The organism is Rhodococcus sp. KBW08 (genome assembly GCF_003852455.1).
Lineage (GTDB): Bacteria > Actinomycetota > Actinomycetes > Mycobacteriales > Mycobacteriaceae > Rhodococcus_F > Rhodococcus_F baikonurensis.
Genome location: NZ_QAJJ01000027.1, coordinates 1 through 14,794, shown reverse-complemented (window position 1 = coordinate 14,794; position 14,794 = coordinate 1). Strand labels below are relative to the sequence as shown.

3 protein-coding genes and 1 pseudogene are annotated in these 14,794 nt (G+C 62.1%); 1 reads left to right on the top strand and 3 read right to left on the bottom strand.

Going from position 1 to position 14,794, the window contains the following annotated elements:
* Together DBV08_RS28895 and DBV08_RS28890 are read right to left on the bottom strand one after the other, a co-directional pair.
* A pseudogene (locus tag DBV08_RS28895) lies at positions 1-296 on the bottom strand (DUF222 domain-containing protein); the annotation flags it as partial.
* A gap of 116 nt (positions 297-412) precedes the next feature.
* Positions 413-3,517 (bottom strand): multicopper oxidase family protein, encoded by a 3,105-nt coding sequence (locus DBV08_RS28890; protein WP_260395806.1) that lies wholly within the window; start codon positions 3,515-3,517, stop codon positions 413-415.
* 317 nt (positions 3,518-3,834) lie between these two features.
* Here DBV08_RS28890 and DBV08_RS28885 point away from each other — a divergent pair, with 317 nt between their 5' ends.
* Positions 3,835-4,446, top strand: a complete 612-nt coding sequence (locus DBV08_RS28885; protein WP_124569676.1) for a glyoxalase — start codon at positions 3,835-3,837, stop codon at positions 4,444-4,446.
* 34 nt (positions 4,447-4,480) lie between these two features.
* Here DBV08_RS28885 and DBV08_RS28880 read toward each other — a convergent pair whose 3' ends face one another.
* On the bottom strand, positions 4,481-14,749 hold the full coding sequence (locus DBV08_RS28880; RefSeq protein ID WP_260395805.1) for an amino acid adenylation domain-containing protein: 10,269 nt from the start codon (positions 14,747-14,749) through the stop codon (positions 4,481-4,483).
* Positions 14,750-14,794 lie beyond the last annotated feature (45 nt).

The window sequence follows — 14,794 nt, the reverse complement described above, 5'->3', positions numbered from 1 at the left end:
CGGGCCTTCAACGCATCCACATCACCCCGGTGAAACGCATCGCCCACCACGGGTTCGAGCATCAGCAACCGCGCCAACCCGACCAGCAGACTGCACTCACCGATCTCCAGATTCGTCGAACCATGCAACCACTGCGCGATCGCCCGAAAACCCTTCCCGCCGAGAACATCCCGGGAAAATATCTCCACGATCAACAGCACCATCCGCGACTGCAACTCGTGTCGGGCGCGCACCAGATCCAGAACCTCACCCTTGAGGTCCTCACCATCCAGTTGCCACGCATCCCGACTGTCCATTCCGAAAGTTTAGTCGAACACACTTTCGATAACCGGAGACAAAGCGGACAACTTCAAATGTTTCACCCTCGAGACCTATTGAAACAAAGCTACTTTCAATTCCACGCAAAGTGCGCTCATCGACCCCCGAGCGGCAGCGCTCCCCCACCGACGGGATAGGGCGGGAGCGTCCCCACAAGTGTCGGTGTCAAAGTGGTCGCGGCCGGATCGGAGCGACCCAGCGTCAGTTTCCGAACTTCGGCACCCGTTCCGTTGCTCCCACTCACAAGGAGATCCGCGCCGGTAGTCGTACTCGTCGTCGCCACTTCGACGCCCGACCCTGGACCGGCGAAGGGATCGAAGGAGGCAACTTCCCGAAACGCTACGTCCGTCGAATGGTGATCCGGGCTCTCGAGGTACATCTCGGGCGCGCCGTCGAGCCTCGATCCACTCGAGAAGACACGGACGGAACCGTCCCCTCCGAGCATGCCCGCCACTATCGATTTCGCTCCGCCCTCGGCGCCGGCCACCCACCCCGTCGAAAGCGATACTCCGTCGTGATAGCTCTGATCGAAGGCCAAGAACTGTGACGTCATCGCCGGCCCATCCGCATGACCTGTGTGTTCGTCGGAGCCACCCTTTGCCGCCGCCGTCGGTTCGTACAGGTCGTAGCGGAATGTCTTGACCAGCGGTTCCTCGCCCGCGCCTGGCGCTGTCACGATGCTCGCCCGACCTGAGTGACTGTCCACCATCCCGGTTGCAAAAGTGACGCCACTACTCGAACCCGGATAGGGAGCGAAGGAGCCGAATTCTGCGGGCGCAGACTTCTTGTCCGGCGGAAGGTCGGTGGAGTAGATCTTGACCAGCGACTCCATTCCGGGGCCCGATGCGACGATGATGTTGTCCGCCAGAGCATTTCCGTCGATGTCGACGCCGCCGACACTCACTCCACCGCGGAAGCCCGAATCGAAGGGTGCAAACCTGACCAGCTCGTCGGTGAACGGCACGCCTCCGACTGCGTTGTACGCCACTACTTCCGGAGCGGAGCCCGCACCTGTTCCGGCAACCAGATCAAGCACCATGTCTCCGTTCACGTCGGCCATGGCAACACTCGGGGTGCCCTCGAACGACGGAAACGGCGTCACAGTACTGATCAGTGTGTCGCCGTCGGCATCGAATATCTGCACCTTGGCAGGAACGCCGATCGAGCCGGGTACCGCCACTGCATATGTCGACACCTCCGGAATCACGTTCACGGTCGCCATCAGACCGTTGTCCTCGTGATTGAGTCGGTGGCAATGGATTACAAAGGTTCCGGTGTACTCGGTGAACTTCGTCCGCAACGTCACCGATGCTGGTTCCAGCGCGTTCTCGTTCTCGTCTGTCACTGGCGCAGGTACGTTCACGTTGTCGATTCCCCAGGGCTGAATGCCCGTCGTGGTGCCGGCGACGGGATCGACGACTTCCGTCACCTGGAAGTCGTTGACGTGAATATGCATCGGGTGTTCGTCGTTGTTGAGGTTCGTGATCTTCCATTCCTCGACGGAATTCAAACGCGGTTGAATCAACGGAATGTTGGGGAAGGTGTTGTCGGCGAACTCGTAGGTGAAGGCCTTCGGATCACTGTTGCTGGCCTTGTCGTTACTGAAGCCGCCCGAGACAGTGAGGTTGCGGGTCACGTCGGGTGTCATCGCTGCGGTATCCACGAAGGATGTGTAGGTGTCGAGCTTCTGTCCGAACGCGAAAGGAATCGTCGTTCCTTCGCCCTCGTCTGGTGTGGCGCGGATCAGCTGCTGCGTCGGGAACGTGAAGAATCCGTCCGCGTAGCTGATCACCGACGGGTCGACGGTGACGGTTCCGAGTTCGGCGGGTGGATTGTCGGTACCGTTGTTGGTGTAGAGAATGCCCGGATTACTCACCGGTTTTGCACCCTCGAGCGGTGGCATCTCCAGCACCAGATCGCCGGACGCCGGCATCGTCACTGCGATCGCGTATCGCGAGGCCGGCGGAATCACCAGCCGGGTTCCGTCGCCGTCCACAGGTGGCTGGACCTCGTCGAACGGATTCCCGTCCTGCCCCACGATTGCGAACTTCGGATGAGCGCCGGTTGCGGTTTCCGTCAGGGTGACCGGCATGTAGGCGAAGTCGCTGATGTTGGCGAGCACCCAGATCTCGGTCTGCCCCGGATTCAATTTCAGGGACGGCTGAAATTGACCGTTCACCGTGTACTGCACGTCGCGTTGGTTGTCCGGCAGGGAGAGATCGGCCGGGACGCTCGTCGACTCACCCACGAAGCTCTGAAGGTTGCCCGGTACGAATTGATTCTGTCCGCGATGATTGGCCGGCGACAGCGGTCCGGTGTACCAGTTGGTGAAATACTGCGCTCCCTGCGTGGTATCCGAGAAATTGACCGGCGCCAAGATCGGACGGTATGTCCCGTCCGCCAATTCCGTGCCGGTGGGCGGCATCAAGGTGCTGACGAATTGGGGCCAGTTGGCATCGTTGAGCTGTCGCCCCTTACCTTTGCGGTCGAACACGAAGTTGTACTGCAGTGCCATGTCGCGGATCGGAATGTCGTTGGCCGTCACGACAGGCAAATTGCCGTCCGGCCGGCCGATTTCCAGCAGCCCGGCCAGACCCATGTAGGTCTGCTGGGCCGTGAGGGTGTGCCGGTGGCTGTGGTACCAGTAAAGTCCGTTCGGCATCGTCCCCGGAATCGCGTAGTCGTACACGTTTCCCTGACCGGCGGGGATGTTGAGCAACACGTTGTCCGCATTGCCGTCCGGACTCACGTGAACTCCGTGCGTGTGCAGATTCAAAGGAGCCGACGTCAGCGCCGGTGGATAGATCGGAACATCCCCGCCTGCCGGTGTGAATGCCGGATCGTAGAAGTCCTCGATCGCGAGGTCCTGCAGATCGTTGTCGTAGTGAATGATCAAACGCTCTCCGGGATTGACGCGGAGAGTCGGCGCCGGATAGACGTCACTCGCCGAGGTCGATCCGTCCGACGCCGTACCGCGGATGACCTCGTACCCGAAGAGCAGAAAATTCGACACCGGCGCGGACGCCGTATCGAGCGGAATCACTCCCTGATGGGCGGACAACCGCACTTCGAGGACACCATCTCGACTGCTCAGTTTCACCGGCTCCCGATAGTCGTCCGGGGCACCGTCCGAGCCGTAATTGGCGCCGACCTCGGGCGCCGATTCACCGGACGTACACGCGGCCAACGCCATCGTCATGGACACCACTACTACTGCGGCTAACGACTTTCCTCGCAGTGCGATCACTGGTTTCCCCGTTCCATGGTGGCGTGAGATACGTCCGATCAGCGCTCATCAGCCTATCGAGAAAACATCGGCTGAACAGTACATTCACGACAAATTGCCCACTTAGTGCCAGCTCGAGCGCTGCACCTTGCAAGCAGTCTCAGCAAACCGATCAGAAATCGAGAAGCACAGCCAAGGGACCCGCAATTACGTTGAAACACATGAACACACCACAGAAGTCCACTTCCGACCACACGTCGTCAATCCACACATCAGCAGGGAGCACACAGATGACCACCGCACAGTCCGTGATCCTCCATGTTCCCGAACTCGCGGCAGCCGAAGCCTTCTACAACGCCCTCGGCGTCGGAGATCGAATCCAGCTACGGGAATCTAACGAACCGACAACAGGGTTTCGTGGGTACACCCTTTCGCTCGTCGTCGCCCAACCGAACATCGTCGACGCCTTCGTCGACGCGGCGCTCGCGGCCGGCGCCACCGATTTGAAGCCGGTCAAGAAATCCCTCTGGGGCTACGGCGGAGTTGTTCAGGCTCCGGACGGTTCGATCTGGAAGATCGCCACGTCGTCGAAGAAGAACAACGGACCAGCCACCCGAACGATCGACAGCCTCGTGCTGCTGCTCGGCGCCGAAGACGTCAAGGCCAGCAAGCAGTACTACCTAGACCACGGACTCGAGGTGTCCAAGAGCTTCGGTCGCAAGTACGTCGAATTCACCAGTGCACCGGGCAATGTGACACTGGCACTGTACGGTCGCCGCGCCTTGGCAAAGGATGCCGGGCTGTCTCCGGAAGGCACCGGATCGCACCGGCTCACCATCACCGGTGCTTCCGAACCCTTCGCGGATCCCGATGGTTTCGCCTGGGAAAGCACCCATCCCTGACACAGGTGGCGTCTCGGGAGCAGGCCCACCAGACTCAGGACATCCGACGAATCCTCTCCAAGTTGTGCGCCATCAATGGTCCAACGGTTTCGAGAGCCGTCGGTGAGGTGATGTTCCAGTGAGTGCACTCGACGGGGTGATTCACGATATCCCCGCTCACGTACGCGCGCCATGAATCGGCGCCACGGTTCAGCCACGGATCATCCAGCGCTGCAGTGAAGTACAGAATGTCTCCATCGAAGATCCCCGGCCGGTAGGTCTGCATCAACGAGTCGTTGTGCTGGGCCGCGAAGACAAGCCTGCCGACATCTTCCGAAGTCAGCTCACCCATGGCTTGTGCGAACTCGAGACCCATATCCGCGTCGTCACCAGCGTCCGATCCTTCCGTGTCTTCAGCGGAATAGGCGAAGCTGTCCAGCATCACCAACGAATCGACCGACTCGCCCGCCGTCTGCAATTGCACTGCCATCGCGTGTGCGATCACCCCGCCCAGCGACCAACCGGCCAGGTGGTATGGACCTTCAGGCTGGATTAGCCGAACTTCCTCGAGGTACCTGGCAGCAGTGAGTTCGATGGAAGTCGGTAGCGGATCCGCGGACGAGACTGCTGGAGTCTGGATTCCGTACATCGGAGTTGCCGAATCGATGTAGGGCGTCAATCCCGCGTAACTCCAGGCCAGACCGACGATCGGGTGAACGAAGAACACAGGCGGCCGATCACCGGTCGTCCGAATCGGGAACACGACGTCCAGTGCGCCGGCAGATTCTTGTCCGGAGTCCACACGACTCGCTATCGACGCCGGAGTCGGCTCGGTCATCAACCACTGCAGCGGGATCTCGCGAGCGAGGGAGGCCCGCAACTTGGTCACCACCCGCATCGCCGACAGTGAATTGCCACCCAGTTCGAAAAAGTTGTCGTCACCGCCGACGTCAGCGATCTCGAGGACCTCCGAGAAGGCAGTCGCAACAGCGATTTCCGTAGGCGTGCTCGGCTCTCGATACACGATCGTCGACGCGAATTCAGGGGTCGGCAATGCCTTCTCGTCGACCTTTCCTGTCGGTGTCGTCGGCACCTTGTCGATGAAGACGACAGCACTCGGGATCATGTGACGTGGCAGGAACTCCGAGACGAACGCGATGACCTGGCCCACCTCCGGTGCGGTTCCTTGTGCGGGCACGACGTACGCCACCAGTGCTGTGTCCCCGGACGGTGTCCGCTTGCCGAGGGTCATGGCCACATCTACGTCCGGGTGAGCGTGCAGTGCCGCGTCGATCTCACCGAGTTCGATGCGATGCCCACGAATCTTGACTTGACTGTCGGTTCTCCCCTGGTACTCGATGGTGAGTTCTGGTGTCCACGCAGCGATGTCGCCCGTGCGATAAAGACGATCACCGGGCCGGCCGTGTGGGTTGGCAACAAATCGGGTTGCCGTGAGCACGGACTGGTCGTGGTATCCCCGCGCGAGAGCCGGCCCGGACACGTACAGTTCGCCCGGCGTCCCGATCGGCACCGGGAGGAGTCGCGCGTCGAGGATCAGAGTGTCGAAACCGCGCACGGGCGACCCGATCGTGACCGGATTCCCCGCGACGAGATCACCGACGGTGGAGATGTCGGTTGCCTCGGTTGGGCCGTACCCGTTGAGCATGGTTCGACCGGGCTGCCAACGGTTGACCAGTTCGGCAGATACGGCTTCCCCGCCGACACCGAGAACTCGAAGCTCTTCGAGCCCTTCCGGTTCCATCGACGTCAACATCGCCGGAGTGATCAGTGCGTGAGTGACCCGGCGTCCGATCATGAACCGGGACAGCTCTTCTCCGCCCAGAATGGTAGGTGGTGTGACGACCAAAGTCGCCGCCGCGGATAGAGCCGACATCATCTCGCCGACCGACATGTCGAAGCTCGGCGAGGTGTTGTGCAGGAATCGTGAGGACGAGTCGACTCGATAGTGCTCACGTCGCTCGGCTGCAAGGTTCGCAAGACCGCCGTGGGTGACCACGACACCCTTCGGCTTGCCCGTGGATCCGGACGTGTAGATCATGTAGGCGGGATTGTCGACACGGGCGGCTCCTACGATCCTCGAGTCGGAGAGATCGTCGATCGCGGTTTCCAGTGCGTCCAGATCGAGCCAACGCACCGAATCGGGAAGGTGATTCCCACCCCGGCTGATGCCGATGACAGCGCCGGAGTCCGTGATCATGTGTTCGATTCGCTCAACCGGATAGTCGGGATCGACGGGCAAGTAGGCGGCGCCGGTCTTCGTCACCGCCCACACCGACATCACGGACGCTGCCGACCGTCGGAGCGCCACGGCTACAAAGGTTTCCGGACCGACACCCTGATCGAGCAGAATTCGGGCCAGGCGGTTGGACCAGGCGTCCGCTTCTCGATACGTCCACGCACGACCGTCGGCCCAGATCGCGATCCCCTCGGGGTTCCGCGCGACGGCAGAATCGACGAGATCGGCCCAGGTCGACTGGGGCGCCGCAGGCAGACCCGACACCGGGACGAGAAGGCGCCGTTCGTAAGCCCCCAGGACGTCCAGGTTTCCGACGGCGGTGTCCGGCAACTCCACGAGTGCGCGCAGGATCCGAAGCATCCTCTCTCGCACGACCCGAATCGTCGACGCGTCGAAAACGTCCGACTGATACTTGAGCGTGAACTCAATGCCGTTGTCAGCGACGACGGTAAGTGTCAACGGATAGTGAGTCGCGTCCTCGCCGGTGATGGCGGTAACGGTCATCCCGTCGATCGAGGTCGTTGCAGCGATCCCCTCAGCATCGACGGGATACGACTCGAAGACGGTCAACGTGTCGAAGTCAGCGGCGTTTCCGACACTCTTGACGATGTCCGTCAGCCCGAGATGGTGGTGTTCGAGAAGTCCGGCTTGTTCGACCTGCAGGCGCGACAGCAATGAGCGCAATGACTCCGCGGGGTCGAGCGTGACCCGGACAGGAAGTGTGTTGATGAACAGGCCGACCATCGACTCGACCTGATCGAGCTCGGGGGGACGACCCGACACCGTTGCTCCGAACACGACATCCGTTCGACCCAGTTGGCGCGCCAGCAGTATTCCCCAACCGGCCTGCATCATCGTGTTCAGCGTGACGCCGTTGTCGGCGCTGAAGGCACCGAGCTGCTGGGCAAGTTCGGTCTCCACCTGGGTGACAACCGACTCGACGGTGCCGGCACTCGAACCCACAGTCCTCTGCCCGGCGAACAATGTCGGCTGTTCGAGCCCGGACAGTGCCTCGGCCCACGCCAGCTCGGATTCCGCAGTGTCACGAGAACTCAACCAGGCCAGGTAATTACGATACGACGCCGCGCGCGGAAGCACAGATTCGTCTCCGCGCGTTGCGTACAGGACCATCAGGTCCTTCATCAGCAACGGCATCGACCAACCGTCGAGCAGAATGTGATGCAGCGTCACTGCGAGCGCGTGCCGCCCTGGACCTTGCGTGATGAGCGTGAATCGCAGCAACGGCGGTGTTGCCAAATCGAAACGCTCGGATCGATCGCGCTCGAGGGCTCGATCGTAAGCAACCTCGCGCTCGCTCTCCGGCACCGCACCGAGGTCGACCACACGCCACGGAATATCGGTCTCACCGAGAACGATCTGCGCGAGTTCGCCCGAAAGATCCGTGACGTAGGCGGTCCGAAGGTTGTCGTGACGGTTCAGCAGTGAAGTCACGGCCCGGTTCATTCGCACCGGATCCACCGTTCCTGTCAGCTCCAGAACCATCTGGGTCTGATAGACGTCGGCAGTGTTCCCTGCGAGCAGCGAATGGAAGGCAAGCCCGTGCTGCAAAGGCGACAAAGGCCAAATGTCCCCGACCACCGGGTATCGCTCTTCCCAGGCGTCGATGTCCTCTTGCGAGGCCGTCACCAACGGAACGTCGGACGGCGTCAGGCCTCCCCCGGCTCCGTCGCCGACGTGCGAGACCAGACTCCGCAGCGCGATCGTCCAGTACTCCGCCAAGTCCCGGACATCCGCCTCCGTCAGGAGACGTCCGGCGTAGGAGAACGTCGCGGACAACGAGGCGCCACCCGTCGACTCGTCCGACGTGTCGGTGACGATGGCATTGATATCGAGAACTGCCGCGGCGGGCATGTCCGGGTTTCCGGGTCCTTCGATGTCACCGACATCCGCAGACGGAGTCCAGCCGAGTTCTGCGAACTCGTCGGGAACGCTTCCGGCAGAGACACGACCGAGGTAGTTGAAACTGATCTGTGGCGTTGCGTCCTGCAGCGTTTCACAGTGGTCGCTGCCGGTCAGGTATCGCAGAACGCCGTAGCCGATGCCACGACCGGGCACGGCCAGCAGTTGTTCCTTGATCGATTTGACGGCGCGACCCGCTGCGGCGCCACCGCTCATGGCGTCGTCGATGTCGAGTGCACCGAGTTCGAGACGCACGGGGTAGACACTGGTGAACCAACCGACGGTCCGCGAGAGATCGGCACCGGGTGCGGTGTGCTCTTCTCGCCCGTGACCTTCCATCTGGATCAGTGTCGATGTGGTGTGCACGCCTCGTTCGCGACGCCAACGAGTGACAGCGAGCGCCAGAGCCGTCAGCAAACCGTCGTTGACGCCGCCACGGAATGCGGCCGGAACTTCGGTCAGCAGTGCACGAGTCGTCGAAGCATCGACGCGTACCTCGATGTCGCGGACGGTGTCGACCAAGTCGACGGAGGGATCGAAGCTCGCCGATCCCAGGTCAGGATCCTCGCCGTCGACAATTGAACGCCACACCGGCAGTTCTGCCGTCGCAGCAGCCCCGCTGTCCTGCAACGCATGTGCCCACCGCCGCATGGACGTACCGACGGGGGCCAGTTGCGCCGGCGCACCATTGGATATCTGTGCCCACGCGGTCATGAAGTCCGGCACCAGGATTCGCCATGACACGCCGTCGACGACCAGATGGTGCATGACGACGAGCAGTCGACCCGTCGCCGCTTCCGGCTCACCCGTCGGTGCGAGCCATACGCACGCGAACATCACACCGCCACGCGGATCGAGTTCTCGCCGAGCCAGTTCCACTTCGGACCTCGCCAATTCGGTGAGGCCTTCCGCGCTGGCGACAACCGTCGGATCGAAGTCGACTTTCCGCAGACGAGCAGCGACGTCCACGCTGCCGGGCTCGGCTACCTGCAAGGTGTCGCTGTGCAACGTCGACCGAAGCATGTCGTGGTGGTCGACGACGGCGGCGAGCGTGTCGACGATCCCCTGTTCGTCGACACCGACCGGCAGATCCAGTGCGATCGACTGTGAGTAGCGATCGAAGTGATCGGTGCTGCCGAGGACCATCCGCATCACCGGCGTCAGCGGCAACTCGCCGACACCGTTGCCCGGCAGCTCGGCAAGTACCTCCCGCGCGGTCACGTCAGCGCGCAGGACGACCTGCGCCAACGCCGCCACGGTCTTCTGCTCGAAGACGTCGCGCGGTGTCATCACGAGCCCGTGAGCCTTCGCTCGGGAGACGAGTTGAATGGATGCGATGCTGTCGCCACCGAGACCGAAGAACGAATCGTCGACGCTCACGGTCTCGACACCGAGCAGGTCTGCGAACAGTGACGCGAGGGTTTCTTCCGTCTCAGATCCAGGTGCTCGATACTGCGTCTTCGGTACGGAGAAAGTCGGAGTCGGAAGGGCTTTGCGATCCAGCTTGCCGTTCACCGTGACCGGAAGTGCGTCGAGAACCACGTATGCATCCGGCACCATCGGTCGTGGCAGCGTGGATTCGAGGTGGTGCCGTACGGCCTCGACGTCGATGACGCGCCCTGCCTCCGGCACGAGGTAGATGGCCAGGCGCTTACCCAGTGCAGTCTCGACGACCAGCACCACGGATTGCGCAATCTCGTCGCACCGCGTCGCCGTCGTCTCGATTTCACCGAGCTCGATACGGTGGCCTCGAATCTTGACCTGACTGTCGATCCGTCCGTGGTACTCGACGGTGAGATCATTCGTCCAGGCGGCGATGTCGCCGGTGCGGTACATGCGCTGCCCGGGTTCGCCGAAGGGATCTGCGACGAATCGTGCTGCGGTGAGCAGGTGTTGACTGTGGTAGCCCCGGGCCAGTGCGGGCCCCGCTACATACAGTTCGCCCGGTGTGCCGATCGGCACCGGCCGCAGCCGAGTGTCCAGGATCATGGCCCGGAACCCACGCACTGGCGTCCCGATCGTGACCGGTTGTCCCGCGACGAGGTCTGCGACCGTGGAGATGTCGGTCGCTTCGGTCGGTCCGTAGCCGTTGAGCATGGTCCGGCCGGGCTGCCAGCGATCGACCAGATCCGCGGACACCGCTTCACCGCCGACCCCGAGGATCCGAAGATGCTCGTGGTCGCGTGGGTCGATCGTGCTCAGGACGGCCGGGGTGATCAGAGCATGGGTGACTCGTTGGGTATCCAGCAACTCCGCGAGGTCGTCACCACCGATCGTGGTCACAGGGGCGATCACCAGTGTTGCCGCGGCAGAAAGAGCCGAGATCATTTCGCCGACAGCCATGTCGAAGCTGGGGGAAGCGGTGTGCAGGAACCTGGCATCGGACGTGATTCGATAATGCTCGCGCCGCTCGGCCGCCAAATTGGCGAGGCCGGAATGCGTGACCACCACGCCCTTGGGCATACCCGTCGAACCAGAGGTGTAGATCATGTATGCCGGATTATCGACCCGTGCGGGTGCGTCGATCGGACTCAGCGAGGCTGCCGCAAGTTCGTCGGCGATGTCCTCGAGAACCAACCATTCGACGTCGTCCGGCAGGAACCGCCGCTGCTCGGCGATCGTCACACCCAATCTTGCCCGAGAGTCGCCGAGGATGTACGCGACGCGATCGGCCGGATAGCTCGGGTCGACCGGCAAGTACGCGGCACCGGTCTTGGCTACCGCCCACACTGCGAGAACGGATTCGAGTGAGCGAGGAAGAGCGAGAGCGACAAAGGTTTCCGGTGCGGCGTTGCGTTCCGCGATGACGTGTGCCAGTCGGGTCGACAGTTCGTCGGCCTCGGCGTAGGTGACGGCGCGGTCATTCCACAGGAAGGCGATCCCCATCGGATTCGACGACACCGCAGCATGAATCAGCTCGGAAAGGGTTACCGGATGCGCTGCCGCCAAGCCTCGCACCGGCGCCAGCAGGTTCTGCTCGTCCCGATTCAGAATGTCGACATCACCGATAACGCTCGCCGGGTCTTCGGTCAACTGCTCGAGCAACATCACGAATTTCTCGGCGACCGACTCGACCGTGGAACGGTCGAACAGATCGGTCGCGTAGGTGAGCGATCCACGCACCGCTACCGAATCGGCGGTTGCTTCGCCGGCGTCGTCCACACTCTCGAACAGCGTCAATGCAAGATCGAATTGTGCTGGAGTGACGTCGAATTCGAGAGCCGACACCCGAAGATCGGGAAGCTCGAAGGCAGTGTCCTCGACGTACTCGTAGGCCAACGCAACCTGGAACAGCGGCGAGTGAGACTGTGAGCGAACGGGTTTGAGAACGTCGACAAGCCTCTCGAAGGGCACATCGACGTGGCCGAATGCACTCAAGTCCCGGTCACGTACCTGATCGATCAACGACGAGAACGTCTGCTCGGAATCGACATCTGTTCGCAGAACGACCGTGCCGACGAACATTCCGATCAAATCATCGACGGACGCCTCACCTCGACCGGACACCGGCGTGCCGACGACGATGTCGGAGGTGGCCGACAATCTCGCCAGCAGCGCTGCGAACACCGCGTGGACCACCATGAACACACTTGCATGGTGGTGATCGGCAATCGCACGAACGCGTTCCATGACGTCGGGCGCGATGTCGAAGCGGATCATCGCACCGTTCTGAGTGGCCACCGCCGGCCGTGGTCGATCGGTCGGAAGTTCGAGTGCGTCCGGGATCCCGTCCAACGCTGTCTTCCAGTAGTCGATCTGAGCCGATGCGATGCTGTTCGGGTCCGCCTCGTCGCCGAGGAGCGCCCGTTGCCACAGTGCAAAATCGGCATACTGGATCTCCAGCGGCGCCCAGAAGGGCGCCTGGCCGGTCAGTCGCGCCGAGTAGGCAATCATCACGTCCCGAGCCAACGGCGTCATGGATACGCCGTCCGCACTGATGTGATGCACCGACATCACGAGCACATGCTCGGATTCTTCTAAACGAAACAGCTTGACCCGAATCGGTACCGAAGCTGTGACGTCGAAGCCTTCGGAGAGGACAGCGAGTATGCGCGTATCGAGGTCGCCACGGTCGACCTCGATCGGGCTCACGTCGAACTCCACCTCCTCAGGCGTCAAGATGGCCTGGACTGGGCCGTCACCGTTGTCGGGGAACATCGTTCGCAGCGACTCGTGACGTGCCAGGACGTCACCCACCGCCCAGCCAAGCGCAGAAACGTCGACGGCACCCGAGAGGCGGATGGCCAACGGAATGTTGTACGCCGCGGACGTGACGTCGTACTGATTGAGGAACCACATCCGGTTCTGCGCAAGCGAGAGCGGAATCCGTTCCGGGCGCGTGCGTGCAAGGAGGGCGGGCCGAGCGGCCCGCTCTGCATTATCCAGTGCCGCAGCAAGTTCCACCACTGAAGGATGATCGAACAGCGCGCGAAGCGGCAACGCGGTACCGGCGTGTTGGTTGATGCGGCTGATGAGCCGAGTCGCATTGAGCGAATTACCACCCAACACGAAGAAATCGTCATCCACACCAACCCGCGACTCACACCCCAAAACCACCGCAAAAGCAGCAGCCACCACCAACTCCGAAGCAGAACCAGGCGCCCGAAACACCCGCGAACCGAACACCGGCTCCGGCAACGCCTTCCGATCCAACTTCCCCGCACTCGACAACGGGAACTCGTCGACGACCACCACCACATCCGGAACCATGTACGACGGAAGCACCAACCCCACCGCAGCCCGCGCCCCCACCGAATCCACCGAACCCACCGAACCCACCGAAGACGCAACCGTCACATACCCGACCAGACGACTGCCCCCATGCACCACCACCACAGCACCCGAAACACCCGGCAACGCACCCAACGCCGACTCGATCTCACCGAGCTCGATCCGCACCCCACGAATCTTCACCTGAAAATCCGACCGACCCAAATACACCAAAGACCCAGCAGCACTCCACAACACACGATCACCCGTGCGATACATCCGAGCACCCACCACAAACGGATTCGCCACAAACCGATCCGACGTCAAATCCGGACGCCGATGATACCCACGCGCCAACTGCGCACCATCGAGATACAACTCACCCGCAACACCCACCGGCACCGGACGCAACCGCGAATCCAACACATACCCACGCGTATTCCACACCGGCGTCCCGATCGGCACCACCCCCGACACCGACCCCACAATCCGATGCGCCGTCGTCGTAATCGCCGCCTCCGTCGGACCATACGTGTTATGCACCGCAGCCGACGTCAACGAACCCAACGCCACCGCAAGCTCCGGCGACAACTCCTCACCACCGGCAAACAAATGACGCAACGAACCCAACGCACCACCGAAACCATCAGCCACCAACGCCGCAAGCACCGACGGAACGAACTCCGCCACCGAAATCGCATGCTCGACCATCACGCCCGCAAGATAATCCAACTCACGATGCCCACCCGGCCGCGTCACCACCAACCGCGCACCCACCGCCAACGGCAAAAACGACTCCCACACCGACACATCGAACGTGAACGGAGCACGCGCCATCACCCGATCATCCGCACCGACCCCGTACTCCCCCGCCAACCACGCCAACTGATTGACAATCGCCCCATGACTGACCGACACACCCTTCGGCCGACCCGTCGACCCCGACGTGAACATCACATACGCCGCATTACCCGACCGCAACGGCGCAACCCGATCACCATCAGACACCGGACCACCCGACAACCCACCCACATCAAGACCGTCCAGAACAACAACATCCACACCCACAGGCAACACACCCACAAACGCAGACACAGTCAACACAAGCTGCGGCGCAGCCGACTCGACCACAAACCCGATCCGCTCCACCGGCAACTCCGGATCAATCGGCACATACGCACCACCCGCAGCAACAACCGCATGCATCGCCACGATCATCTCCACCGAACGCTCCACCGCAAGACCCACCAGAACATCCGGCCCCACACCACGCCCGATCAACCACCGCGCCAACCGATTCACCCGCACACCGAACTCGGCATACGTCAACACCACATCACCGAACACCACAGCAACACGACCCGACGACACCTCAACCGAAGCCGCCACCAGATCCGCCAACGTCACATCCTCAACCCAACGATCCGTAACGTTCACACCCCCCAACACCAACCCACGCTCAACCACAGACTCCACGGCGAA